This is a genomic window from Enterocloster sp. 210928-DFI.2.20, from assembly GCF_020554465.1.
GTDB classification, from domain to species: Bacteria; Bacillota; Clostridia; order Lachnospirales; family Lachnospiraceae; genus Enterocloster; species Enterocloster bolteae.
Map to the genome: position 1 here is coordinate 18,362 of NZ_JAJCHK010000045.1, position 24,400 is coordinate 42,761.

General features: G+C 48.1%; 24 protein-coding genes, 1 CRISPR repeat array and 1 riboswitch. Of the genes, 22 read left to right on the forward strand and 2 right to left on the reverse strand.

Features of this window, described 5'->3' with window-relative positions:
• Position 1 precedes the first annotated feature (1 nt).
• From cas7c to cas2, 4 genes are read left to right on the forward strand one after another with little or no spacing between them, the layout of a single operon-like run.
• A complete protein-coding gene (gene cas7c / locus LI015_RS25390) occupies positions 2 to 892 on the forward strand; it encodes a type I-C CRISPR-associated protein Cas7/Csd2 (protein ID WP_002577348.1) in 891 nt (296 codons plus the stop codon).
• The gene (gene cas4 / locus LI015_RS25395) at positions 892 to 1,554 is read left to right on the forward strand and encodes a CRISPR-associated protein Cas4 (RefSeq protein WP_227126606.1); all 663 of its coding nucleotides are present in this window, start codon (positions 892 to 894) and stop codon (positions 1,552 to 1,554) included. The genes cas7c and cas4 overlap by 1 nt, the downstream gene beginning before the upstream one ends.
• A complete protein-coding gene (cas1c, locus tag LI015_RS25400; protein WP_002577349.1) occupies positions 1,551 to 2,582 on the forward strand; it encodes a type I-C CRISPR-associated endonuclease Cas1c in 1,032 nt (343 codons plus the stop codon). Before cas4 ends, cas1c begins: the two co-directional genes overlap by 4 nt.
• A 38-nt stretch (positions 2,583 to 2,620) precedes the next feature.
• Complete coding sequence (gene cas2 / locus LI015_RS25405) at positions 2,621 to 2,911, forward strand: CRISPR-associated endonuclease Cas2 (RefSeq protein WP_227126607.1); 291 nt, start codon at positions 2,621 to 2,623, stop codon at positions 2,909 to 2,911.
• Between the two features lie 210 nt (positions 2,912 to 3,121).
• A CRISPR array of direct repeats spans positions 3,122 to 3,422; the repeat unit is 33 nt; unit sequence GTCTCCGTCCTCGCGGGCGGAGTGGGTTGAAAT.
• Positions 3,423 to 3,636: 214 nt separating this feature from the next.
• Here cas2 and LI015_RS25410 read toward each other — a convergent pair.
• Together LI015_RS25410 and LI015_RS25415 are read right to left on the reverse strand one after the other, a co-directional pair.
• On the reverse strand, positions 3,637 to 4,440 hold the full coding sequence (locus tag LI015_RS25410) for a creatininase family protein (RefSeq protein ID WP_227126608.1): 804 nt from the start codon (positions 4,438 to 4,440) through the stop codon (positions 3,637 to 3,639).
• Positions 4,441 to 4,480: 40 nt separating this feature from the next.
• A complete protein-coding gene (locus LI015_RS25415) occupies positions 4,481 to 5,089 on the reverse strand; it encodes an ECF transporter S component (protein WP_002568431.1) in 609 nt (202 codons plus the stop codon).
• 149 nt (positions 5,090 to 5,238) lie between these two features.
• A riboswitch (FMN riboswitch) is annotated at positions 5,239 to 5,357 on the reverse strand.
• Between the two features lie 285 nt (positions 5,358 to 5,642).
• On the opposite strand from LI015_RS25415, the gene LI015_RS25420 reads away from it, so the two are divergent.
• From LI015_RS25420 to LI015_RS25505, 18 genes are all read left to right on the forward strand, one after another.
• Positions 5,643 to 7,049, forward strand: a complete 1,407-nt coding sequence (locus LI015_RS25420) for a deoxyguanosinetriphosphate triphosphohydrolase (protein ID WP_002577351.1) — start codon at positions 5,643 to 5,645, stop codon at positions 7,047 to 7,049.
• A gap of 11 nt (positions 7,050 to 7,060) precedes the next feature.
• Positions 7,061 to 7,447 (forward strand): ribosomal maturation YjgA family protein, encoded by a 387-nt coding sequence (locus tag LI015_RS25425; protein ID WP_118017202.1) that lies wholly within the window; start codon positions 7,061 to 7,063, stop codon positions 7,445 to 7,447.
• A complete protein-coding gene (locus tag LI015_RS25430) occupies positions 7,444 to 9,216 on the forward strand; it encodes an IS1096 element passenger TnpR family protein (protein WP_227126609.1) in 1,773 nt (590 codons plus the stop codon). The genes LI015_RS25425 and LI015_RS25430 overlap by 4 nt, the downstream gene beginning before the upstream one ends.
• 22 nt (positions 9,217 to 9,238) lie before the next feature.
• Positions 9,239 to 9,412, forward strand: coding sequence for a hypothetical protein (locus LI015_RS25435; protein WP_002568427.1), 174 nt, complete (start codon positions 9,239 to 9,241; stop codon positions 9,410 to 9,412).
• A gap of 39 nt (positions 9,413 to 9,451) precedes the next feature.
• Positions 9,452 to 10,381 carry a sugar-binding transcriptional regulator gene (locus LI015_RS25440; protein ID WP_002568426.1) on the forward strand — a complete coding sequence of 310 codons (930 nt, stop codon included), beginning with the start codon at positions 9,452 to 9,454 and terminating at the stop codon, positions 10,379 to 10,381.
• A gap of 173 nt (positions 10,382 to 10,554) precedes the next feature.
• On the forward strand, positions 10,555 to 11,175 hold the full coding sequence (locus tag LI015_RS25445) for a DAK2 domain-containing protein (RefSeq protein WP_002570343.1): 621 nt from the start codon (positions 10,555 to 10,557) through the stop codon (positions 11,173 to 11,175).
• 178 nt (positions 11,176 to 11,353) lie between these two features.
• On the forward strand, positions 11,354 to 12,352 hold the full coding sequence (locus tag LI015_RS25450) for a dihydroxyacetone kinase subunit DhaK (RefSeq protein WP_002577356.1): 999 nt from the start codon (positions 11,354 to 11,356) through the stop codon (positions 12,350 to 12,352).
• A 72-nt stretch (positions 12,353 to 12,424) separates the two neighbouring features.
• Positions 12,425 to 12,745, forward strand: coding sequence for a hypothetical protein (locus tag LI015_RS25455; RefSeq protein WP_002568423.1), 321 nt, complete (start codon positions 12,425 to 12,427; stop codon positions 12,743 to 12,745).
• Positions 12,746 to 12,757: 12 nt separating this feature from the next.
• Entirely contained in the window at positions 12,758 to 13,600 is an 843-nt protein-coding gene (locus LI015_RS25460; RefSeq protein ID WP_002568422.1) for a class II fructose-bisphosphate aldolase, read from the forward strand.
• A 309-nt stretch (positions 13,601 to 13,909) separates the two neighbouring features.
• Entirely contained in the window at positions 13,910 to 15,358 is a 1,449-nt protein-coding gene (locus tag LI015_RS25465) for an aldehyde dehydrogenase family protein (protein ID WP_227126610.1), read from the forward strand.
• Positions 15,359 to 15,457: 99 nt separating this feature from the next.
• Entirely contained in the window at positions 15,458 to 16,192 is a 735-nt protein-coding gene (locus LI015_RS28450) for a FadR/GntR family transcriptional regulator (protein WP_002589376.1), read from the forward strand.
• Between the two features lie 208 nt (positions 16,193 to 16,400).
• Positions 16,401 to 17,360, forward strand: coding sequence for an ABC transporter permease (locus tag LI015_RS25475; protein WP_227126611.1), 960 nt, complete (start codon positions 16,401 to 16,403; stop codon positions 17,358 to 17,360).
• Between the two features lie 84 nt (positions 17,361 to 17,444).
• Positions 17,445 to 18,632, forward strand: a complete 1,188-nt coding sequence (locus LI015_RS25480) for a sugar ABC transporter substrate-binding protein (RefSeq protein WP_002589378.1) — start codon at positions 17,445 to 17,447, stop codon at positions 18,630 to 18,632.
• Between the two features lie 16 nt (positions 18,633 to 18,648).
• Complete coding sequence (locus tag LI015_RS25485; protein WP_227126612.1) at positions 18,649 to 20,139, forward strand: sugar ABC transporter ATP-binding protein; 1,491 nt, start codon at positions 18,649 to 18,651, stop codon at positions 20,137 to 20,139.
• 20 nt (positions 20,140 to 20,159) lie between these two features.
• On the forward strand, positions 20,160 to 21,329 hold the full coding sequence (locus LI015_RS25490) for a mandelate racemase/muconate lactonizing enzyme family protein (RefSeq protein ID WP_118017212.1): 1,170 nt from the start codon (positions 20,160 to 20,162) through the stop codon (positions 21,327 to 21,329).
• Positions 21,330 to 21,529: 200 nt separating this feature from the next.
• Complete coding sequence (locus LI015_RS25495) at positions 21,530 to 22,525, forward strand: SIS domain-containing protein (protein WP_002568421.1); 996 nt, start codon at positions 21,530 to 21,532, stop codon at positions 22,523 to 22,525.
• A 171-nt stretch (positions 22,526 to 22,696) separates the two neighbouring features.
• A complete protein-coding gene (locus tag LI015_RS25500; protein ID WP_118017216.1) occupies positions 22,697 to 23,419 on the forward strand; it encodes a GntR family transcriptional regulator in 723 nt (240 codons plus the stop codon).
• A 17-nt stretch (positions 23,420 to 23,436) separates the two neighbouring features.
• Positions 23,437 to 24,273 (forward strand): sugar phosphate isomerase/epimerase family protein, encoded by an 837-nt coding sequence (locus LI015_RS25505; protein WP_118017218.1) that lies wholly within the window; start codon positions 23,437 to 23,439, stop codon positions 24,271 to 24,273.
• Positions 24,274 to 24,400 lie beyond the last annotated feature (127 nt).

The window sequence follows — 24,400 nt, forward strand, 5'->3', positions numbered from 1 at the left end:
AATGGCAGAGGTGATTAAGAACAGGTATGAATTCGTGGTATTATTTGACGTGGAGAACGGGAATCCAAACGGCGATCCGGATGCAGGCAATCTGCCGAGGATTGACCCGGAGAGCGGATACGGCATTGTGACGGATGTGTGCTTAAAACGTAAGATACGCAATTATGTGGAAACCCTGAAGGAAGACGAACCCGGGTATAAAATATATATACGGGAGGATGTACCCTTAAACAGAAGCGACAATACTGCGTACATTGAACTTAAGACAGATGAAAAAGGAATCAAGGAACTAAAAAAGAAAGATCCTCAGGTAGACCAGAAAATCCGTGATTTTATGTGCCGTAACTTTTTTGATATCCGGACCTTTGGCGCGGTCATGACAACCTTTGTAAAGGCTGCTTTAAACTGCGGCCAGGTGCGGGGACCTGTTCAGTTAGGCTTTGCCAGGAGTATTGATCCCATTGTAAGCCAGGAAGTGACCATTACCCGTGTGGCCATTACCACAGAAAAGGACGCGGAAAACAAGAGTACGGAAATGGGAAGAAAAAATATCGTTCCCTACGCCCTGTACCGCGCAGAGGGGTACATATCAGCTAATCTGGCCAGAAAATCCACGGGCTTTTCAGAAGAGGATTTGGAACTTTTGTGGGATGCCATCATCAATATGTTTGAAATTGACCATTCCGCAGCCAGGGGAAAAATGGCGGTACGCCGGCTCATTGTGTTTAAACACAGTAAGGAACTGGGAGATTGTCCTGCGTACAAACTCTTTGATGCCGTGGAAGTAAAAAGGAATGAGGATGTGGAGTATCCCAGAAAATACGGGGATTACACGGTTGCCGTCCATAGGGATCAGATTCCGGAGACAGTTGAAGTATCGGAGAAGATATAATGGAATACAGGGAGGATGACTTCCTCATGCTGTCCGGTATCCAGCATTTTATCTTTTGCAGGCGCCAGTGGGCCCTTATACATATTGAACAGCAGTGGAAGGAGAACGAGCATACCATAGTAGGAGAACTGCTCCACAAAAAAGCCCATGACCCATATTTGGCAGAAAAGCGGGGCGATGTCATGATAAGCAGGGCATTGCCCGTATATTCCAGGAGTATGGGTGTCAGCGGGGAATGCGATATTGTAGAGTTCCACAGGGCGGAGGATGGAATCGGACTACATGGTCACAGGGGTCTGTTCCGGGTATTTCCGGTGGAGTATAAAAAGGGGAGCCCAAAGGAGTCGGAAGCAGATATACTGCAGCTGACGGCCCAGGCCATGTGTCTGGAGGAAATGTTGTCGGCCAGGATTGAGGCAGGGGCGTTGTATTACGGAGAGATTCACCGCAGGAATATGGTGGAGATCACAGATGAACTGCGAAAACGGGTGAGAGATATATTTCAGGAGATGCATGAACTTTATGACAAGGGATACACACCAAGGGTCAGATGGTCAAAGAGCTGTAATGCCTGCTCCATGAAAGATATATGCCTGCCGAAACTGGGAAAAGCATCATCTGCCAGAGATTATATCCGTGGGAAGATTGAGGAGGATGTATGAGGAAGTTATTAAATACCCTGTATGTTACATCTCCTGACAGTTATCTGTCGCTGGACGGAGAAAATGTGGTAATCTATGACAACGATACGGAACTGGGGCGGATACCTCTCCATAATCTGGAGGCAATTGTTTCTTTTGGGTACAGGGGAATGAGCCCTGCCCTCATGGGCGGATGCGCGGAGCGGGACATATCACTTTGCGTCCTTTCGCCCCAGGGAAGATTTTTGGCACGCGTGACCGGACGTGTGCGGGGAAATGTACTGCTGCGCAGGAAACAGTACCAGGTATCCATGAATCAGGACGCAAGTCTGACCATAGCCAGAAACTGTATCCTTGGAAAAGTATACAATGCCAGATGGGTTCTGGAGAGAGCGGTGAGAGACCATGGACTTCAGATTGACACAGAGAAGGTGAAGGAAGCGGCCGGATTTCTGAAACAATCCCTTAGGCGCATAGAGGAAAGCCGGGACATGGCCCAGCTGCGGGGGTATGAAGGTGAGGATGCAGGCATTTATTTTGGAGTTTTCGACCAGCTCATATTACAGCAGAAAAAGGATTTCTATTTCAAGGGACGGAACAGGCGGCCGCCTTTGGATAATGTGAATGCCATGCTGTCATTTGTGTACACGCTGCTGGCCAATACCGTTGCGTCAGCACTGGAAACAGTTGGCCTGGATCCTTATGTGGGATTTATGCATACGGACCGGCCAGGCCGCCTTTCCCTGGCTCTGGACTTAATGGAGGAGCTGAGACCGGTTCTTGCAGACCGTTTTGTGCTGACCCTGATTAACCGGAAGATGGTAAACAAAAAGGATTTTTCCCGGAAAGAAGACGGCGCTGTTATCATGAGAGACGAGGCGCGGAAGCTTTTGTTGTCAGAATGGCAGAACAAGAAAAAGGAGATGATCACCCATCCATATCTGAATGAGAAGGTGGAATGGGGAATGATTCCTTTTGTTCAGGCCATGCTTCTGTCCAGATATCTGAGAGGTGACATTGATGAATACCCGCCGTTTTTCTGGAAATAGAAAGACATCCGACAGCAGCGGCCGAAGGAGGAAGGTACATGCTGATACTGATTACATATGATGTGAATACGGAAACCGCTGCAGGCAGGACCAGGCTGAGAAAGATTGCAAAGCAATGCGTTAATTACGGCACCCGCGTCCAGAATTCTGTATTTGAATGTATTTTGGATAATACCCAGCTGATAAAGCTAAAAGCCATACTGACAGATATCATTGATGAGCAGACTGACAGCCTTAGATTTTACAACCTGGGAAATAAACACACTACAAAGGTGGACCATGTTGGGGTGAGTAAAGGGATTAAAGTGGAAGAGCCGCTGATATTCTGACCTGGCTGCGGGCGGTAAGGAGGTTTCAAATAGTTTGGTGCGAACCAGAAGCAAACATGAATTTACGGGGGGATTCGCACCGGAAAAACTGCACAGTGAAAACGGCTTTGGATGTGTGCAGGGTAGGTTGGCGGTGATTTGAGGGAGTATGATGTGATTTGATTGTGGAAATGTGATGAAGAATTGTTGGTTTTTTTGTGTAGTATTGCTGTCTCCGTCCTCGCGGGCGGAGTGGGTTGAAATATCTTTTCCACCACTTCTGTAGCTCTGCTTCTGAGTCTCCGTCCTCGCGGGCGGAGTGGGTTGAAATGCCCGTACCTCCCGGAGCTTCTCGCTTAGAGTTTCTGTCTCCGTCCTCGCGGGCGGAGTGGGTTGAAATACCTGTTCTATCGGCATACCCCTGTTCAGCAAAGTCTCCGTCCTCGCGGGCGGAGTGGGTTGAAATCGAATGAGTAAACTCCTGGTTGTCAAGTACACGGTCTCCGTCCTCGCGGGCGGAGTGGCTTTTCCTTTCTGGTCAGTCTCCGTCCTCACAGCGAAGCAAGCTGAGAATCCGCCAAATTCAGGATTACGTTTAGTCAAAACATCATTCCCCTTTTTCTAAGAAAACAGTATAGTTTGAATCATAAACATTAGCTATAACTAACAACACGCAACAAGAAAGGTGGGCGAACACCCACCTTTGCCATAAAACTGTTATAGGGTATAAAGAACGCGGGCCTCCCTCACCCTTTCCATGCCAGAATCTCTCTAAGCCCCGGCACCAGCACTTTGGCGCTGGTTTCCAGAATAATCCGTCCTTTTTCAGCCGTGGCGCCTGACGGGTCTCCGCCGATTCCTATGGGTTTGCCGTCTGCTGTTTTCCAGTCCTCGGACACCCAGCCAATGGATACGTTTCCATAAGGCCTCAGTGCCTGATTGTCTTTAAATGCAGTTGGAATTCCTGCCTCTGAGGTATCTAACTTTACCAGGGACGGGTCCACGGCCATGACCATGGAGGTTTCCATCTCGCCTCCATGGAAGTCCCAGATATTTCCCTCTGAAATGGTGGCCGTCACATCCGGATGGCTAAAGGCCCCGGATGAAAGAATGAAGGGAGAGATGCCGAACTCACTGCGAAGCTCCCTGCTCAAAACCTGTACAATAGGGGCATTTCCTCCATGGCACACCAGAAAGGCCAGCTTCTTAAACCCGTGGTGTACCAGGCTGGTGCTGATATCATACAGCATATGGTAATAGGTGTCGGGTTTCAATGTGATGGAGCCGCAGAAGTTCCTGTGTTCTGTGCTCAGACCTACGGGGATGACCGGAAATACCAGCATGGGAAAATCTGAATCCTCAGATGACGGCTCTCCTTCCAACTCCCTGCGTATATAGTCTGTCATGGCCTCTGCGATGATATCGTCCGTACCCAGAGGCGCCTGGTTTCCGTGCTGCTCCAGCGCGCCCAGGGGAATCAGTACAATGGTTTCATCCTTGTTGACCTGCTCCATCTCTAACCGGGTTAAGTCCCGATAATTTCGTATCATGTGTATATAACCTCCTGATTGTTTTTTAACCCGCATTTCCTCACGCGGTTCTCACAGCCGGATAAACTGCCAGCAGTCTGGTGTACAGCAGATATCCCACAAAGCAGTTAAGTCCAAGCTTAATCAGGTTGAAGGGAATGGTAGCTAAAAAGATGAAGGTGGTCAGATCGCTGATGGCCGGATTGACCGCGGCCACCATGGTAATCACCTGGTTCAGAGGGAGTCCCATGGCCGCTGCATAAAGGGGTAGGGTGATAAATGCATTGCAGAAACAGGCGAACAGAGTCCGGATGGGGACGCTGACAGCCAATGACGCGATTGCTGCCCGGCGGGTCTTCCCGCCTTTTTTGTAAACTGCCCACATTGGGATTACAAACAATGCAACTCCGATGAGATTGGCAAATTCCCCTACATACATGGAATTGGTGCCTACCGTGATAAGCTTGATAATGATTTTAATGATTTCCACCCAGGCAGCTGAAGCAGGCCCCATGAGGAACAGGGCAATAATGGACGGAACATCGCTGAAGTCAATCTTGTAAAAGGGCGGCATCATTGGAACGGAAAATTCCAGTGACATGAGGGCGCCGGCAACTGCGGCCAGCATACCGGTGTAAATTAGTTTCTGAATACTCCATTTTGTTTTCATAGCAAATCCTCCTTGATAAGTGCTTTTGATACGGTGGTTCGGCAATGAATGAAGTTCCAGGAAACAAAAAATCTCAGGTTCCGGGGAACCTGAGATTAACTTCATAGTCAATATAAATAAGGGATAACACCCAATATTCATATGAACAAAATTGTCTTCTCTCATCCAGACTATACTGTCGGTTTTGGAATCACACCAAATCAGCCGCATGCAGCGGGTCGCGGACTATACCGCCGGTAGGGAATCACACCCTGCCCCGAAGAACCTATTCATTTGCTTTTCTCATTTAAAACTATCACAAATAACAATGGATGTCAACTGCAAAAGATGCAGTTTTTTGTTGCTTTTTTCACGATTTTGTTGATAATAGATATAGACGCATGTTTAGGGCATAATCTGACATATAAAAGGCATATTTGACAGGGGAATCGACTTCCGATATACTAGAATGAAACGTATCCCGCGTTTTGTCCTGTCAGGGCCCGGTATTATTGCCGGGATTGATGGATTATAAGGGGCAGGACTCAGGCGGGAAAGCAGTAAGGAGGTATGTATGGATTGGCAGACACTGCTTTGCGACGACCGCATCCGCAGTTACAAGAAACAGTCCTCCACGGACCTGCGGACAGAGTTTGAGAAAGATTATCACCGTATTATCGGCAGTGCATCCTTTCGGCGCCTCCAGGATAAGACCCAGGTGTTTCCGCTGGACAGGAGTGATTTCATCCGTACCAGGCTGACTCACTCCCTGGAGGTTTCATCCCTGGCCAAATCCCTGGGACAGAACATATCGGAGAGCATCCGTACTATTATCAAGGATGAAACCTTTACACCGGAGCATAAGGCGGCGGTGTGTGACATTCTTCAGTGTGCCGGATTGATTCACGATATCGGGAATCCCCCTTTTGGCCACTTTGGCGAGACAGCCATTCAGGATTGGTTTAAGAAGAATCTGGAGAGACTTACATTTAAGGGGAGAACCCTGGCGGAGATTCTGGAACCCCAGATGGTACAGGACTTCTGCCATTTTGAGGGCAATACCCAGGCGTTCAGGGTGGTGACAAGGCTTCATTTCCTGGTGGATGAGCACGGCATGAACTTGACAAAAGCTCTCTTGGGAACTATTATCAAGTATCCGGTATCTTCCCTGGAGATTGACAAGGACAGCGGTGATATCCGAACGAAAAAGATGGGATATTTTCACGGCGACAGGGAGAATTTCCAGGATGTGCAGGAGTCTACCGGCACATTGGGAAAAAGGCATCCGTTGGCATTTATATTAGAAGCAGCGGATGATATTGCCTATAAGACGGCGGACATTGAGGATGCGGTTAAGAAGGGCTGTATTTCTTATGAACGCCTTTTGGCTGAGTTAAAGGCGTATAAGGCCGGCAGCCAGACAAACCATTATGTCCAGATTGTGTCATGGCTGGAGGAGAAGTATGGGAAGGCCGTGGGTAAGGGATATGACAGGCCGGACCAGTATGCGGTGCAGAACTGGATTATCAGCGTCCAGGGCCAGATGATTTCAGGCGTTACGGATTGTTTTGCCGGCAACTATGAATCTATTATGGAGGGCACCTATACCAGGGACCTTTTTACAGGTACGGATGTGGAGCTGTTGATGGAAGCGCTGGGGGATATTGCTTTGCGGTATGCGTTCAGCACCAGACCCATCCTGAAACTGGAGATAGCGGCACAGACAATATTTGATTTTCTTTTGGACCGGTTTGTGGATGCTGTGATTCCCTACGACACGGACCTGCCCATGACCCAGGTGCAGAAAAAGCTGGTTTCCCTTATATCTGACAATTATAAGATGATATATTCCATATGCGCCCGGGACAGGGATGAGGAGGAACGGCTGTATCTGCGTCTGCTGCTGGTGACGGATTATATCTGCGGCATGACAGACACATTTGCCAAGGATATGTATCAGGAACTCAATGGCATACGGTAGATGGAGGCCCAATGGATAGCGGGAAAAAATACATGGCCAGGTGGGGATATCTGGCCGCAAGTATCATTGTATTTATAATGGAATTAATTATCGCCCTGTATGTTCACGATCGCATTATCAGACCTTATATAGGGGACATGCTGGTGGTGGTGCTGGTGTACTGTTTTGTCAGGGTGTTCGTACCAAGGGGCATGAAGCGGCTGCCGTTATATGTGTTTCTTTTTGCGGTATGTGTAGAGGTGCTGCAGTATTTCCGTCTGGCAGAGCTGCTGGGGCTGCAGGGGAACACTGCGGCCAGGATTATCCTGGGTTCTGTTTTTGACTGGAAGGATATTGCCTGTTACGGCACGGGATGCCTGCTTATACAAATATTTGAAATTCGAAGGAGGGCCTTATGAAAGGTTATCAGTTGAAAATTACCATAAAAGGCAGTAAACCGCCTATATGGAGACGCGTGGTGGTGCCGGAGCAGTTTACGTTTTGCCAGCTCCATCAGGTGATTCAGGAGGCCTTTGGCTGGTATGATTACCATTTGCACGAGTTTGAGTTTAAGAAACTGGGGCTGCTTATAAGGGATCCGGGAGAGGAAGACGATCTGATGGAGTCTTGCAGCTGCGATGTGCTGGAGGAAGGAACACAGATTGGAACGCTCATAACGGAGAACCCCCGTTTTATATATACCTACGACTTCGGGGATGCATGGGAACACCAGATTCTCATGGAAAAGGAAGTGGAGTATGAAAACAGCTATCCCCAGGTGTTAAAGTATAAGGGAGACAATATTCCGGAGGACTGCGGCGGCATAGGCGGTTACTATGACCTGTTGGACCAGCTGGCTGACCCTGAAGCTGAGGAGCATGACTTGATGGAGGAATGGGCCGGCCGGCAGGGAATGGAAGAGTATGATCTGGATAAAGTAAATGCCAATTTAAAGGCACATCCGGCATTCGGACAAGGCGGAGCGGGAGACGGGCAGGAGAATGCAGCTCAGGAACGTGGGGTACAGGAGGATGCGGTACAGGGGGACGCGGCTCAGGAACATGTGGTACAGGCACATGCATCCCGGGAACATACAGCCCACAAGCAGGTAACCGGCCTCTGGGATACTGAAAAGCCGGAAACACAGAGGCCGGCCCCAAGGGTAATCCACAGGCTGGAGGACCTGTTTTCCAGGTTTGAAAAGACCGAGCTTCTGCGCATTGCCAAGGTTCACCATATTGGGGGATGCGATGAGCTGGGAAAGAATAAGCTGGCCCCGGCTCTGGCTGCAGCCCTGCTGGATTCCCGGCGCATGGGTCAGTTTTTCGGCACCATAAGCGATGAAACCGCGGCAGAGTTTGAGAAGGCCGCAGCAGCCGGAGGAATGGAATACCAGGGGGACCTGGAAGCGCTCCGTTTTCTGCACTACGGCGGTTACTGCGGGTTTACCAGTATGGGCACAGCAGTTGTTCCTTCGGATGTGGCAGAGGCATATGATGAACTGAATACGGAGAAATTCCGGTCTGAGCGTCATTACCGCAGCCAGGTATGGGCCTGCTGTAAGGCGGCAGTATACCTTTACGGCGCCGCTGACGCGGGTCAGGTGGAGACAATCTGCAAGACAGTTGGCTGTGAGGCAGATGCAGGGGAAATCACCCGCCTTTGCCGTGAGATGAAAGGGGTCTGGACTGATTTTGCTTATTGGGACGGCCGGTTGATTGACTGGGATCTGGTTCAGGCAGATGCCTATAAAGATGTCTTGAATTATCAGAAGGGCAAGGAGTTTTATATACCTTCTGCCGCCCAGGTAAAGGAGATTGCCAGAACCGGAGCAGTGGAGATTAAGAGGCATATCCGTCCGCTGAAGGCATTTTTCCTGGCCATGGTTGGCTGCGATGAGGAGACTGCTCAGGAGGCAGCGTCCTCCATCCATCACCACATAAGGCTGGGGACAACGCCAAAAGCAGTGGAAGACATCATGGAGCATTTCGGACTGAACCTGGATTCCCAGGAAAAGATGAATGGATTCGATGAAATCATGGAACAGGTATGGAAGGAAACCAGGACGGTTGGAAGCTGTGGTTATAACCGGGTGGAGCTGGACGCCAAGACAGCCCGCATTGACCCGGATGCGCCCTGTCCCTGCGGCAGCGGTAAGCGTTACCGCCAGTGCTGCGGCCGTAAATAGGAAGCGGAGGTGGAATACAGCCATGTTTGAGCGTGTGGATTACAGAGTGGAACGGATTGATGGGGATTACGCTTATCTGAAGCGCACGGATGTTTTGGATGACGATGAGAAATGCGTGGCCAGGGCCCTTCTGCCTGGTGATATCAATGAGGGCAGCAGGCTGGCGTATGAGATGCTGGAGTATACGCTTTTGTGACATGCCAAAGAGGCCCAGGCGATATGAATAAGAGGCAGTATGGATAAGAAAACAGAGCGTCTGGTCAATGTGGCCAGAATGTATTATGAGCAGGACAGGACCCAGAGTGAGATTGCGGACAGATACGGTATATCCCGTCCCATGGTCAGCAAGCTTTTGAAGGAAGCGCGGGACCGGGGCATTGTCACCATCCGGATAAATGCACCCAAGGGGGAATCCGGCGGCGCGCCGTCACTGATGGAACTGGTGGGACGCTGCTTTGGGATTTATGACGGTGTGGCTGTACCTGGAGGGCCAAATGACCAGACTACCAATGAGGCTGTGGCAGAGGCGGCCATCTCTTATCTGTCAGAGCTGGGAGGCGCCAGCCTGGGCATTGGATGGGGCCATATCATAGGGGATGTTGTAAAGCATATGGAGCAGAAGGCGAAGCTGGTGCCCATAGGAACATTTGTCTGCCCGCTCATAGGAAACGGCGGCGTGGGGCTTAAGAATTACCACTCCAATGAACTGGTGCGTTCCATTGCGGAGCACAGCGGGGCCCAGCCCAGATTTATCTATTCACCGGCCTGCGTGCTTTCTGAGCAGGAGCTGAAACTGACCAGAGAGCTGGACAGCTACCATGAGATATATCATGTCTGGGAAAAACTGGATGTGGCGCTGGTCAATATCGGGAATTTTCCTTCGGTACCGGATTTTGCTTCGGAGGCCAGATATGGAGACCTGCTCATAAGGCAGAAGGCAGTGGGGCGGATCCTGAATTATTTTATGGACAGCCAGGGACATATCATCCGGTCAGATACGGATTATGCCATTCAGATTCCACTGGAGCTTCTGACCAGGACAAGGCATGTGGTGGGTATCTGTTCTGCCAATACCAGCCCAAAGGCATTCAGGGCAGCCTTAAAAACCGGTTACCTGAAACATTTTATTGCACCGGAGCATGTGGTCAGGGAAGCGTTAGAATAATATTGGGTTACATACGTAACCATAAATGCGCAGTTTGCTAAAGGGACTGCGCATTTTTTGTGCATTAGGGCAAAAAACAAAGATGGGAGCGATGAATAATTGACAAAGGAACTAACAAATGTTAATCTAAAATCATGAGTAATTTGGGGAAAATGCATGAGAGGAGGTTACATATGTTACTTTCAAAACCGGAAATTACAAAAATGTTCAGAAAAGCCGCCCAGGTCTGGAATGAGAACAAGGATTATCTCAGCGAAATTGATTCCAGATTCGGCGACGGGGACCACGGCGTTACCATTGGAAAGATTGCCGGTCTGATCGAGAAGAGCCTGGATGGCTGGGATGACGATGACGTGGAGACATTTCTGGAGGACCTGGGAGACAATACCATGGAGATCGGAGGAGGAAGCGCAGGTCCATTATACGGAACCATGATAGGAGGACTGTCAGGTCCCCTGGAAGGGAATAAACCCATTGATGCAGGTACTCTGAAGGAAATGTTTACGGAATGCCTGTCGGCCATGGAAGACATCACTAACGCAGGCGTGGGGGACAAGACCATGATGGATGCCCTGATTCCTGCTGTGGAAGCAGCCCAGAACGCAAAGGACGATGTGATGGCTGTGCTGGAGGCGGCCAAGGGGGCAGCGGCCAGGGGCGCAAAGGAGAGCGAACAGTATGTGTCCAAGTATGGCAGGGCGAGAAGCTATAAGGAGAAGACCATCGGCACTCCGGACGCGGGTGCGGTGAGCACATCCCTGTTTTTTGCAGGACTTTGTGACGGACTGAAGTAGACGGTTACAGAAGTGGACGGTTACAGAAGTGGACGGTAACGGAAGTAGAAGGTAACGGAAGTGGACGGTAACGGAAATAGAAGGTAACGGAAATAGAAGGTAACGGAAGTGGACGGCATACGGAAGTGAATGGCTTACGGATGCGGTCAATAAAATAAAATTGGGAGAGGTAAAAATTATGAAGATGAAGAAATTTATAAACAATCCTGAGAATCTGACGCCGGAGCTGTTAGAAGGCTTTGCCGAGGCACACAAGGAGCTGGTGACCCTGGGTGAAAACCGCATGATCATTAACAATAAGCTGGCTGAAGCCGACAGGGTTACTATTGTGACTCAGGGCGGCTCCGGCCATGAGCCGGCTATCAGCGGATTTGTGGGAGAAGGAATGGTGGATATCTCTGTGGTGGGAGATGTTTTCGCGGCTCCCGGACCTCAGGCCTGCCTGGATGCCATAAAGCTGGCAGACAAGGGCAAGGGCGTTCTCTACATAGTCTTAAACCATGCAGGCGACATGCTTACCGGCAACCTGACCATGAAGAAATGCGCAAAGGAAGGATTAAATGTGGTCAAGGTAGTGACACAGGAGGATATTGCCAATGCGCCCCGCTCCAACGCCGATGACAGGAGAGGCCTGGTGGGATGTATCCCCACCTATAAGATAGCAGGAGCAGCGGCTGCCGAGGGAAAGAGCCTGGAGGAAGTGGCTGCCATTGCGCAGCGGTTTGCAGATAACATGGCTACCCTGGCCGTAGCTGTATCAGGAGCGACCCATCCGGCAACAGGAAGCCTGCTCGCGGATCTGGGCGAGGATGAAATGGAAATCGGCATGGGACAGCACGGAGAGGGCGGCGGCGGACGCCAGACCATGAAGTCAGCCGATGAAACAGCCAAGATCATGCTGGACGGCCTTCTGGCTGACCTGGATATCAGGGAAGGCGAGAAAATCATGCTGATTCTCAACGGAACCGGCGCCACCACACTGATGGAGCTGTTCATCATTTACCGCAAGTGCGTATCCTACCTGAAGGAGAAGAACATTGAGATTGTGGCCAATTATGTGGGCGAGCTTCTCACCGTACAGGAGCAGGCCGGCTTCCAGATGTTCATGGCTAGGATGGACGATGAGCTTCTGCACTACTGGAATGCACCGTGCAATACGCCGTATATGAAGAAATAAGAGGGTGTTTAAGAACGTACTGGCGGCACAAGGAAAAATCAGTTTGAGAGAAAGATGAGGAGGATATGGGTCATGGCGGCAGAATATATGCATATAGGAATCCCGGTCCTAAATAAAAAAGAGGGAATGACATATAACGAGGACATGAAGTTCTGGGTAAGCAATGTGGACGACTATGATTTTAAGATAGAGTACCTGAAATTCGAGGAGGGAACACCCTTCCCAGAGATTCTTTCCAAGCAGCCCCATGTGGCTTACAGGGTGGACGATTTGGACCACTATGCCTCCCAGGCTCAGAGGATCATATTCGGGCCGGCTGACTGCGGCCCTGGTGTGCGCCTGGCATTTGTAATCTGGGATGATGCCATCGTTGAACTCTATGAGGAAAAGTAAGGAGAATGCCGGATGTTAGTAAATATGAACCATGTTCTGCGGTATGCGGAAGAAAAGCAATGCTGTATAGGTGCCTTTGACACGCCGAATCTGGAAATTCTTATGGCGGTTATACGGGCGGCAGAGAAACGTGAAGAACCAGTTATTATCCAGCACGCGCAGCTTCATGAGTGCGAGATGCCCATTCATATCATCGGCCCCATCATGGTGCGTATGGCGAAGGAGGCCAGGGTTCCTGTCTGCGTTATGCTGGACCATGGCGAGGACCTGGACTATGTGAGAAAAGCCCTGGATTTAGGTTTTTCCGCTGTCATGTACGACGGCTCCTCCCTTGCTTATGAGGAAAACGTGGCAATGACCAGGGAAGTAGTGGCCATGGCAAAAGCCTGCAACGCGGATGTGGAGGCTGAGATAGGCATTGTCACGGGACATGAGGGAAAAACCTTTGCCATCAATGATGTAAGCGACGCGTATACAGACCCTGAGCTGGCAGCCAGGTATGTAAAAGATACGGGCATAGATGCCCTGGCAGCATCGGTGGGAACCGTCCACGGATTCTATGCAACCAAGCCAAAGCTGGATTTTGACCGGATTGTGAAAATCAAGGAATTGACAGGGCTTCCGCTGGTTATGCACGGGGGATCCGGCATCAGCGTAGCGGATACCCAGAGGGCGATCCGCTGCGGTATCCGTAAAATCAACTATTTCTCCTATATGTCCAACGCGGGCGTGAAGGCAGTGAAGAAACTGCTGGAGGAGAAGGAAGTCAAATACTTCCATGATTTGGCTAACGCGGCAGTGGATGCAATGGAGCAGGATGTGCTGAATGCCATGTCTATGTTTGCGTTAGAGTAGGTTTGAGATAAGAGAGCTGTTTTTGTTCCGGCGGGTCATGTGATGACGTGTCAGGGCTGGCAGCTCTTTTTTGATGTTCGAATAGTATGTCATGAACGAGAAAAAATAGGTTGATAATAGTGAAAAAATACAAAAAACAGGATTGACATGGAAATAAAATAGTAGTATTCTATAAACAAACAGATAACATATCATACAACTATGGGCAATCGGGTGAATCCGGAGAACTTAAAGCGGGGTTATTTAAGTATGAATGTCTTATTTTTAGGCCCAACTTGTATGATATGTTACAAATTAGGAGGTAGGATCATGAAGATGCTGATTAACGGTTCCTGGTGTGATGCAAAAAGTGGGGAAGTCATTGAAATCTTAAATCCATCAAACAGTGAAATAATTGATACGGTTCCCCGCGGTAGGGTGGAGGATGTGGAGGAAGCTGTGCAGGCAGCCCTTAAGGGATACGAGATAAACAGGGGTATCTCTGCCAGAGAGAGAAGCGCATATCTGCTGAAAGCAGCGGATTTGATAGACGTCCATCATGATGAGATAAGGGATATTCTGATTGCAGAGAATGGTAAGACCCACTACTGGGCTGATTTTGAGATTGATAAGATGGCTGAGATCATACGGACCCTGTCAGACCGGGGGAAGGACCCTCAGGGAACTACATACCCTATGGATGCCATGAAAGACTGTGCAGGTCAGATGGCCATGGTTTACCGCCAGCCAAGAGGTGTGGTGGCAGGTATCATTCCTTTTAATTTTCCTCTGGAGATGATGGCGTATAAGCTGGGCGGGGCCCTTTGCGCAGGTAATTCCGTTATACTGAAGTTGTCCGAGGATTGTCCTCTGGCATGCCTGAAGGTAGGGAATCTGTTCCTGGAAGCTGGTGTTCCAAAAGAAGCGTTTCACATGGTTACCGGATATGGCGAGGAGGCAGGTAATGCCTTAGTGGACCATCCGGATGTGCCGATGATCACATTTACAGGAAGCAGCACAGTGGGTAAGAAGATTATGGAGCGTTCTGCCAAATATTTAAAACATCTTTCCCTGGAGCTGGGAGGAAATGACCCTGTAATCGTATGCAGGGATGCAGATCTGAACCTGGTGGCAGAGGGACTGATTAAAGGCAGGTTCACAGTTGGAAACGGTCAGGCCTGTGTGGCAGACAAACGCCTGATTGTGGATGAGAACGTGGTAGACGCTTTGGCTGGGCTGTGTACGGAGACGGCAAAGTCCATGAAGGTGGGGAATCCGTCAGACCCCAGTGTGGATGTAGGACCGGTCATCCATAAAAAGGCGGCCGACCGGATAGAAGCCATGATTGCGGATGCTGTGTCTAAAGGTGCCAGGCTTCACTGCGGCGGAAGATGGGAAGGTAATTTCATCAAACCCACAGTAATAACAGGAGTAACAGAGGATATGCAGCTCTATAGCGAGGAGTGCTTTGGGCCGGTAGTTACTATTATTGCATGCAAGGATGAGAAGGATGGTCTGCGGATTGCGAATGATTCACGGTATGGTCTTCAGGCGGCGGTGTACAGCAGGGATGTGACAAAGGCCCTCAGGCTGGCCGATATGTTGGAAGTGGGAGGCGTGGTCATCAACGGAAGTTCCTGTTTCCGTCCGGGTAGTGTTCCCTATATGCCGCGGAAGGAAAGTGGAATTGGAACTGACAATATGTACAACTGCTATGATGAGATGACTACTGGTAAGGCTGTGGTCATATGTGACGCCATTGGCCGTTTCCATTCCTGATATTTTCGGAAATAATGATTGTTTCTACCCCCCTCCGTGTGATATTCTAGTAAAATAAGTATGATATCATATAAGTAAAAGATAAGGGGAGATAATACAGTGCAGGTACAAAAAATTTCTTTATCCCAGCAGGTGCAGAACGAAATACAGGAAATGATACTAAATGGTACATTCAGGGTAGGTGAGTATCTGCCCAGTGAGTCGGAACTGTCCAACCGCTTTAATGTGAGCAGGACCACCACCAGGGATGCAATCAGCGCCCTAGTGGAAAAAGGATTCCTGGAACGGCAGCACGGCAAAGGGATTTTCGTCATTGATAACAGCAAAAATGTGGCTGCGGATTCATTCCGTAACATGGTGTTAAGGGAGAGCTATACATTTGCGGAATTCATGGAGACCAGAAACATGATTGAGACTCAGATGGCCAGATTTGCAGCCATCAGGGCTACTAAGGAACAGATAGAGCGTATGGATGGATATATCCGTAAGATGCGCCGGAAGGATATCGGCATATCCACATATGCTGACTATGATGTGGCCTTCCATATGGAGTTGGCTGTTGCATCCCAGAACCGTCTGCTGATTGCCGTATACACTGCGATAGAGCCTCTGATGAAGCAGATTGTGGAGCATGTGGTGAAGTCTGGAGGTAAGGTTGAGAATGATTCTGGATTCCATGCAGCGATTTTGGAACGCATCAAGGCCAGGGATCCGGAGGGGGCGCAGGACAAGATGAAGGACCATCTGACGGCAAGTGAAAGGATGTTTCAGGACAGTATTGAACCGGACACGGGTTTGGACCAGGTTTTGTTGTGGACATCTCAACCGGTATGAGTTGTGGCATGACGTCAAGAACAGATACAGCCGTCACTTACCCTGGCTTCCTGGGCAGCATTGCGGGTTGAATTTAGAAACAGCCGTAATGCTGTCTGAGAATCCTGAAAAAACGGAAGGATCAAATGGAGGAATGAAATAATATATTTTTTATCTATAGTTGTATGATATGTTATATATTACAAGTTGATGAGAATGGAGGTTTGTTATGAAATCGGCTTTGAAAAAGCATCTGGGTTCAGACAACAAGGGGGCCCTGCTTCTATTGATGGCATTAATCTGCGTACTTTTTACCTTTGGCACGCAGGGTTTGTTCCTGAATACCCAGAATATCCGCAATATTCTGGTATCGGCCTCCCTGAACGGTATCATTGGTATCGGCATGACCTTTGTCTTGATTACAGGCGGGATTGATCTGTCTGTAACTGGCAACATCATTATGACATCCCTGTTGGTTTCCAAAATGATGATGAGCGGTGTGAACTGGGCGGTATGCCTGTTGGCGGCTCTGGTTATAGGAGCATTGGTAGGAATTATCAATGGTTACGCAATTGGAAAGTTTGGCATGGTTGCATTTGTGGTGACCATGGCTATGAATCTGATTACAACTGGTTATGGCAAGCTGTTCTCAGGCGGTCTTACGCTGTACGGGTTTCCGGAGGTACACGGGATATTCTGTAAGTATTTACTGGGAATCATTCCTGGTCCTGTCATTATGATGGCGGTTGTGGCTGTTATTGCCAGTCTGATTCTGCGTTATACCAACTACGGCCGGAAGCTGTATGCAGTGGGAGGCAATGTCAAAGCTGCATGGATGTCTGGTATCAAAACATCTAAGGTTATCATTATCGCCTACATCATCTCAGGCTTTCTGTGCGGCCTTGGAGCAATTCTTATGACATCTAAGCTGATGAGTGCATCTTCTACCATGATATCCAACACGGAAATGGATGCCATAGCAGCGGCAGTGCTGGGCGGGACCAGTCTGTCAGGCGGCGTGGGCTCTGTATTTGGCACTATTATCGGCGCTATCACCATTGCCATGATTACCAACGGGTTGAACCTTATGGGAGTGTCTCCCTTTGCCCAGGAAATCTGTAAGGGTTTGATTATTTTTGTGGTTGTGGCAGTGGATGCGGTACAGAAGAGAAAAATGCAGGAAAAGTAAAGAACCAGTGGGAGAGACTGGACAGATATAAAGGTTATACTGGGTGAAGTAAAAACAATTGTATGAAGGGAAAGGAGATTTATTATGAAGAAGTTATTATCTATCTTGTTATCCGGCGCCATGGCGCTCAGCCTGGCAGCTTGTTCTTCTGGAGGAAGCGCTACAACTGCGGCAGACAAAGCGGCAGAGACAGCAGCTTCTGTAGCCGGAAAAGATGATGTTAAGGGGGCGTCTGAGGCTGCAGACCCCGCAGCAGATGCTGCCCGGGATTTAAATGCCGCTGACAGCGCCAATTCCGACAAGCTTTTAGATGGAGTAAAGGTAGTATATATTGCAAATGAGTGTGCCAGCGACTGGCAGGCAGTAAGCACAGAGTATTTGAAAGCACTTGTGAATGCTCAGGGAGGTGACTGCCAGATTTATAATCCTGAGAATGATGCGTCGAAACAGGCACAGATGGTGGAAGATGCCCTTGTACTCAAGCCTGATGCACTGGTCATTAAACCCATTGACCAGGCAGCCATTGTACCGGCGCTTAAGAAAGTAAATGAAGCAAAGATTCCCATTATTCTACTGGATACCGGTATCATAGCAGACACAAATGTAGAAATATTCTGTTCCATACAGACCGACCAGAAATCTCTGGGCCGTGTCAATGCAGAGTACGTTGCCAAATTAGCTGAGGAAGGTGGATACGAGGCAAAAGTGGTCACTGTGCTGGGGGATATGAGTTCCAACATTGCCCACGACAGGAGGGATGGTTTCAATGAAGTAGCTGATAAGTACGATAATGTGACCGTGCTGGCTGAGACTGAAAGCAAATGGGATCCTAGTGCTGCTTATACAGCAGTAATTGATATGATGACCCGCAATCCCGATGCAAATACAGTTTTCTGCTGTGCAGACTGCATGATGTCCGGCGTAATTCAGGCATTGAACGAATTGGGACGTCTGGCACCGGTGGGAGATGAGAACCATGTGACAATCGTGGGAATCGACTGTGACCCTAATGGCTGTTCTTATCTGGAACAGAAATATGTGGACCAGGAAGCAGAACATAATGCCGCCCTTCATTCCGATATCGCATACAAAGTAATTGTGGATTATATCAACGGATATACGGTACCTGAGACTATTTTCTTTGATACTACGCCGGTTACCATTGACAATCTGGAATCTTCTGACCGCTGGGGTAAATTGGATGTATCCAAGGTGGAAACGTGGGGTGTTATGGAACAGGATGCCTACAAGATGCAGACTCCTGTACAATAAGGAAAGGAAGATTGCTATGGTAAAATCAGTTCTCTCCGCTAAACATATTTATAAAAGCTTTGGCAGCAATAATGTCCTTGAGGATATATCCATAGAATTCTATTCGGGGAAGGTTCATGCGCTTTTGGGAGTAAACGGCGCAGGAAAATCCACGCTGGTGAAGATTCTTCAGGGAATCTATAAGTATGATGCTGGTTCTTTAGCAATGGAAGGCCAGGAGGTCCGGTTCGCCGGACCCTTTGAGGCCATGGACAGAGGCATTTCCATGGTGTTTCAGGAACTGAATTTATTTGGTGAAATGACAGTGACTGAGAATGTTATGGGAAACAGGATGCTCAAGCACAGAGGTCTCATTGACTGGAAGGGATGCCATCATAAGGTGAAGGAGCTTCTGGACAGTCTGTCTGTTGCCATAGATCCTAGGGTTAAGGTGAAAACCTTGTCCCTGGCCCAGCAGCAGCTGATAGAAATTGCGAAATGTGTATATACCAATCCTAAGGTTCTGTTTCTGGATGAACCCTCCTCCAGCTTGTCGAAAGCAGAGGAGACCATTCTCTATGATTTGGTACGAAATCTGAAGCAAAAGGGTATTGCCATTGTGTTGATTACCCATAAGATGGAAGAAGTGTTCCAGCTGTGCGATACTCTGAGCATCCTGCGGGATGGTAAATGTGTGGCAGAAGGGCGGGTGGATGATTTTAAGCTGGAGGTCATCACGGCACACATGCTGGGAAAAGCAGTGGAGATATTCAAGCGGACCAAAATTACCAATGGTGATCCGGAGCAGATTTTATTTGAAGTACAAAACCTGAACTATAAGAATAAGCTTCATGATGTAAGCCTGCAGCTTAGCAGAGGGGAAATCCTTGCTGTCAGCGGTCTGGTGGGTTCCGGTAAGAGCGATTTGGCCAGGACTATCTTCGGTGTAAATCGAGGATTTACAGGAGATATCCTGCTGGAAGGGGAGCGGTTAAGAATCGCCTCTCCCTATGAGGCATCTGCAAAAGGAATCGGATATGTGCCCATCTCCAGAAAGGATGAGGGGATCCTGGAAAATTTCACGGCCCAGAAAAACATTACTATCTCCATGCTGGATAAAGTTGGTTTTCTTATTAACAGGAAAAAGGAACATGACATTACACTCCATATGATGGAGGATTTTAATGTCCAACCTAAAAATACGGAACAGAATATTACCTCCTTCAGCGGAGGAAACCAGCAGAAGATTGTACTGTCACGCTGGATTGCAGCCAAGAAAAAATTGGTACTGCTCGACGAACCTACCCGTGGCGTTGACGTGGGTGCAAAGCAGGAAATATATGATAATCTGAAACGCCTTGCAGCGCAGGGGGTTGGTATTATAATCTTTTCATCGGAGACCGATGAACTTCTTAGTTCCTCTGACCGCATTCTGATTATGAGGGAAGGAAGAATTGTTAAAGAGCTTATAACAGCCCGGACCAGCAGTGAGGAAATACTGCATTACTCGATTGCAGCAGCCGATTGACAGATGAAGGAGGAAATGAAGTGTATATTACGAAAATAGAGACATACATATTGCGGGTGCCTTTGGGAGAGAAACGATTTTTTTCATCCCAATGTGCATTTCCTGAGAGAAACAGCCTTCTGGTATATATAGAGACGGATAACGGACTATATGGATGGGGGGAAGGCGGGCAATATGGACCAGCAGAGCCTGTACAGGCCTGTATTGAACATGTACTTGCGCCCAGAGTTTTGGGTAGGAATCCATTGGATAAAGGAATACTCTGGCATGAAATGTACAATTATACCAAGGATTTCGGACAGAAGGGAACATATATTGAGGCAATCAGTGCAATAGACATAGCTCTGTGGGATATCTGCGGCAAAGCTCTGGGCGTGTCTGCCGCCCATCTTATGGGAGGGAGGCAGAGGGAATGTGTGGAAATGTATGCCACCGGCTGTTACTACCGCGGGGATCAGTATCTGGATCTGGGGAAGACGTTGGATGAGCTGAAAGCAGAAGCAGCTGGCTATGTGGACGCCGGATTTAAGATGCTGAAGGTGAAAATCGGCCTTCTCTCCGTTGAAGACGACGCAAAGAGGGTGCATGCTATTCGGGAAACGGTGGGAGATGATGTGGGTATATTTGTGGACTGCAACCATGCGTATAATGCATATACAGCTGTTCGTATGGGTAAATACCTGGAAAAGGAGAATGTACTTTTCATGGAGGAGCCGGTGATACCCGAGGATCGGGAGGGGTACAGGTGTGTAAGGGAAAAGCTGGACATAGCCATAGCCGGAGGAGAAGCGGAATATACCCTGTACGGGTTTCGCGATTTCATAACCTCCAGATGTATTGACATTGCACAGCCGGATATTACGGTCTGCGGAGGTCTGACGGAATTCTTAAGGATACGGGATTTTGCTACTGCTTATGGTGTAACAGTGATTCCCCATGCATGGGGCTCTGGCATCGCCATGTCTGTGGCATTGGCTGCCCTGTGCTCCATGCCGGCCGAGCCTCACACGGCTCACAGGATTCCATTCCAGAATGAACCTATGATTGAGTATGACCGTAATTTCAATCCTCTTAGGGATGAACTGCTGGTAAAAAATATCGGGATCGAAGACGGCAAAGTAAAAGCCCCGGAAGGACCGGGACTGGGCGTGGATATTAATGTGGATGTACTAAGACGGTATTGCAGCTGATTATAAAGGATGGCTATGGAAGTTGTCCGGAGTAAGGACATGATAGTAATACGATAGAAACAACAGGAAAAATGGGGTGCCAAGCATGGTAGTATGCAGGCAGCCCATTCTTTGTGCATAAAAGTAAAATTCATCTTGTATTTTATATAATGTTATGATATGTTATACATAACAATATATGACGTTAAGGAGGAGCTGTTATGTTTAATTTTGATGAGGCAAAGGTTCTGCAGGAGCACAAAAACGGACTCAGCATTGTGGGAGCAACAGAAAAAGCAGTAGATGAGGTGGTAAAGAGAGGATATAAAAATATCTTCTATATCGGAATCGGGGGAACCGTGCTCTATGCCAACCAGATGGCCCACATCGTAAGGGAAGAAGGTTCTACCATCCCGCTGTTCATCGAAAACGCAGCGGACTTCTGTGTGGTGGACAATCCCCACTTTTCCAAAGATTCCGTGGTAGTTATCGAGAGTATTTCCGGTGATACAAAGGAAGTGGTGGCAGCGGTGGATAAGGCCCACGAAATCGGGGCAGCGGTTATAGGGTATGTGGAGAAGGAAGGCAGTCCGCTCTATGAAAAATCAGATTATCTTATAACCACCACAGGCGGCGGATATTACTTCTGGTACACCGTGACCCTGCGTTTCATGTATCATGCAGGCCAGTTTCCACGGTACGAGAAGTTTTTTGAGGAACTTAAGAATATGCCGGAGAATGTGGTGGAGATTTATAAGAAGGCAGATGAAAAAGCAGCAGAATATGCAAGGGCATATCAGGATGAGCCCATCCAGTATCTGGTTGGTTCCGGCAATCTGGAGGACTGGGCTGTCTGCTATGGCATGTGTATCATGGAAGAAATGCAGTGGATGCGCACAAGGCCCATATCGGCCTCTAATTTCTTCCACGGGACATTGGAGGTTATTGACAGGGATACCTCTGTAATTTTAATTAAGGGTGAGGATAAAACGCGTCCGCTTATGGACAGGGTGGAAAATTTTGTCCACAAGATCAGCGCCAAGGTGACTGTGTTTGACAGCAAGGAGTTTGAGCTTAAGGGGATCAGCGACGAGTTCAGGGGAATGCTCTGCCCGATTATGATGCGCTCTGCGTTCCAGAGGGTGTCCACGCATTTGGAGTATAACAGGCGGCATCCTTTGGCTATCAGAAGGTATTATAGGAGGCTGGATTACTAGTGTGGCTAATACCTGTTGATGTTGGAGCAGTAGATACCAAGATGTAGTAAATTCAAGGGTAAAGGGACATTTGTTACGGTTGCGCTAATACTTTCCCAATGGTATACTAAAAATATAAATGGTTATGTATCGTATAATGATGTTACAAACATAAATGATGGAGGCAAAATCATGGGAAAACTGAACAAGGAATCAAGCGTCCCTCTGTATCAGCAGTTGATGGAGGTAATCCAGAATCAGATACTTAATGGAGAATTGAAAGAAAATGACAGGATTCCGACTGAGATAGAATTGAGCAGGGAATATGATGTCAGCAGGATTACTGTACGTAAGGCTGTGGAATTATTAGTAGAAGAAGAAATTCTGATTAAAAGGCAGGGGATAGGCACATTTGTCTCTCAGAAAAAGCTCTGCCGCAATATTAATGGTTTTATGGGATTTACTCAAAGCTGTATGGCTGAAGGAAATGTGGCTGGCGCGCAGCTTGTCTCGGCGGAACTGGCAGAGGCTACTGTGGTGGATGCTGAAGAATTAAAAATACAGGAACATGAAAAAATTATAAAGATTGTGCGTGTGCGTACCTGTGATGGAGTGCCTGTCATGTTGGAGGAAAACCATTTTCCAGCTAGGTTTGCATATCTTTTAAGCCATGACTTAACAGGGTCATTGTATCAGATACTGGCAGAAAATGGTACTGTTATGGATAATGGAGTTAAGAGAATCGGGATATGCCAGGCAAATGAACAGGAACAGCAATATCTTGGAGTCCCTCTTAATAAGCCGCTTCTCTCAGTAAAGGACGTCAGCTATGACAGAGAAGGGAATCCTGTACATAATTGTAAGAGCGTAATCAATCCGGATCGATATAAAATGACGGTTATGGTAAACGCCTAAGAAAGGGAATCAATGTTATGATAACAATTAGAAAAAATCAGATATCAGTTATGAATATTCAGTATGGTTATTATCCACTGGAAAAATTTTTGGATGACGCTGTTATGGCTGAGGTAAATCATATAGAGCTCTGGGGGGCGGCTCCACATTTCCACTTGGAGGATATGACATACAAAGATGTGTGTCATATCAGACATCAGATAGAGAGGCGAGGGTTGGATTTAGTGTGCTACACCCCTGAGCAGTGCATCTATCCGATTAATCTGGCTGGTGAGACTCAAGCACAGAGGACACGAAGCCTCCAGTTTTTTGAGGATAATTTACGGGCTGCTTCAGAATTGGGAACAAACAAGATGTTGGTTACTACCGGTTGGGGATACATGGATGACAGCAATAAAGAAGAGGCTTGGAAATATGCCAGGGAAGGCCTCATGTCTTTGGGAGATATGGCTGCAGATTATCACATGACCCTTGCTCTGGAAGTCTTAAGAAGAGATGAAAGTAATTTGGTATACAATCTTTCAACACTGAAAAAAATGATGGACGAGTTAAACCATCCTAATATAGGGGCTATGATAGATACTATCCCTATGGCATTAGCTGGAGAGCATCCGGAGGATTACTTAAAAACGTTTGGAGAACGATTGGTTCATGTGCACTTTATTGATGGGGCGCCTAGGGGACATCTGGCATGGGGGGATGGGTGCCTTGATATGAAAGATTATTTGGAGGAGTTTTCGCGTTATTCATATAACGGCTTTTTGTCATTGGAGATTACAGATGGAAGATATCGGATGGAACCAACAGCCTCTATACTACAAAGCGTCAAGAGGTTATATGACGTATTAATATGAGAAATGGAATTACAATATGGGTATAAATAAATTGGATTTCCTGTTGTTTTCAAGCAGGAATCCTTTTTTTTGAGGCTCTTTGTCAATAGTTGGGGTGGGATTTGTTAAAATCCCGCCCCAATTCTAT

Coding starts and splice junctions, on each gene's coding strand:
- cas7c (WP_002577348.1), top strand. CDS start 2: ATGGCAGAGGTGATTAAGAACAGGTATGAATTCGTGGTATTATTTGAC.
- cas4 (WP_227126606.1), top strand. CDS start 892: ATGGAATACAGGGAGGATGACTTCCTCATGCTGTCCGGTATCCAGCAT.
- cas1c (WP_002577349.1), top strand. CDS start 1,551: ATGAGGAAGTTATTAAATACCCTGTATGTTACATCTCCTGACAGTTAT.
- cas2 (WP_227126607.1), top strand. CDS start 2,621: ATGCTGATACTGATTACATATGATGTGAATACGGAAACCGCTGCAGGC.
- LI015_RS25410 (WP_227126608.1), bottom strand. CDS start 4,440: ATGATACGAAATTATCGGGACTTAACCCGGTTAGAGATGGAGCAGGTC.
- LI015_RS25415 (WP_002568431.1), bottom strand. CDS start 5,089: ATGAAAACAAAATGGAGTATTCAGAAACTAATTTACACCGGTATGCTG.
- LI015_RS25420 (WP_002577351.1), top strand. CDS start 5,643: ATGGATTGGCAGACACTGCTTTGCGACGACCGCATCCGCAGTTACAAG.
- LI015_RS25425 (WP_118017202.1), top strand. CDS start 7,061: ATGGATAGCGGGAAAAAATACATGGCCAGGTGGGGATATCTGGCCGCA.
- LI015_RS25430 (WP_227126609.1), top strand. CDS start 7,444: ATGAAAGGTTATCAGTTGAAAATTACCATAAAAGGCAGTAAACCGCCT.
- LI015_RS25435 (WP_002568427.1), top strand. CDS start 9,239: ATGTTTGAGCGTGTGGATTACAGAGTGGAACGGATTGATGGGGATTAC.
- LI015_RS25440 (WP_002568426.1), top strand. CDS start 9,452: ATGGATAAGAAAACAGAGCGTCTGGTCAATGTGGCCAGAATGTATTAT.
- LI015_RS25445 (WP_002570343.1), top strand. CDS start 10,555: ATGTTACTTTCAAAACCGGAAATTACAAAAATGTTCAGAAAAGCCGCC.
- LI015_RS25450 (WP_002577356.1), top strand. CDS start 11,354: ATGAAGATGAAGAAATTTATAAACAATCCTGAGAATCTGACGCCGGAG.
- LI015_RS25455 (WP_002568423.1), top strand. CDS start 12,425: ATGGCGGCAGAATATATGCATATAGGAATCCCGGTCCTAAATAAAAAA.
- LI015_RS25460 (WP_002568422.1), top strand. CDS start 12,758: ATGTTAGTAAATATGAACCATGTTCTGCGGTATGCGGAAGAAAAGCAA.
- LI015_RS25465 (WP_227126610.1), top strand. CDS start 13,910: ATGAAGATGCTGATTAACGGTTCCTGGTGTGATGCAAAAAGTGGGGAA.
- LI015_RS25475 (WP_227126611.1), top strand. CDS start 16,401: ATGAAATCGGCTTTGAAAAAGCATCTGGGTTCAGACAACAAGGGGGCC.
- LI015_RS25480 (WP_002589378.1), top strand. CDS start 17,445: ATGAAGAAGTTATTATCTATCTTGTTATCCGGCGCCATGGCGCTCAGC.
- LI015_RS25485 (WP_227126612.1), top strand. CDS start 18,649: ATGGTAAAATCAGTTCTCTCCGCTAAACATATTTATAAAAGCTTTGGC.
- LI015_RS25495 (WP_002568421.1), top strand. CDS start 21,530: ATGTTTAATTTTGATGAGGCAAAGGTTCTGCAGGAGCACAAAAACGGA.
- LI015_RS25500 (WP_118017216.1), top strand. CDS start 22,697: ATGGGAAAACTGAACAAGGAATCAAGCGTCCCTCTGTATCAGCAGTTG.
- LI015_RS25505 (WP_118017218.1), top strand. CDS start 23,437: ATGATAACAATTAGAAAAAATCAGATATCAGTTATGAATATTCAGTAT.